This is a genomic window from Pseudomonas sp. UBA3153, from assembly GCF_002364635.1.
In the GTDB taxonomy this organism is placed as follows: domain Bacteria; phylum Pseudomonadota; class Gammaproteobacteria; order Pseudomonadales; family Pseudomonadaceae; genus Pseudomonas_O; species Pseudomonas_O kuykendallii.
In genome coordinates this window covers 80294-80617 of record NZ_DEYR01000033.1, presented here as the reverse complement: position 1 = coordinate 80617, position 324 = coordinate 80294, and the positions used below count along the sequence as shown (strand labels likewise).

The window sequence follows — 324 nt, the reverse complement described above, 5'->3', positions numbered from 1 at the left end:
TCTTCCGATCTGCACCCCGGCTACCGCGCCGCCGGGCCTGCCTTCGCCGTGGCCGGCGCGCGCCTGCACGGCATCCCGGTGGACGCCGAGGGGCTGGACTGCGCCGCCCTGGAGCGCGCCGGCGACTGCCGCGTGGCCTACGTCACGCCGTCGCACCAGTACCCCACCGGCGTCACCCTCTCGCTGGCGCGGCGCCTGGAACTGCTGGACTGGGCCGAGCGCCACGACGGCTGGATCGTCGAGGACGACTACGACGGCGAGTACCGCTACAGCGGCACGCCGCTGACACCGCTCGCCGCGCTGGACCGCCAGGGCCGCGTGCTC

1 pseudogene is annotated in these 324 nt (G+C 75.6%); it reads left to right on the top strand.

Annotation, left to right across the window (positions count from 1 at the left end):
* Nucleotides 1-324: pseudogene (locus tag B2X67_RS07960) on the top strand (PLP-dependent aminotransferase family protein); the annotation flags it as partial.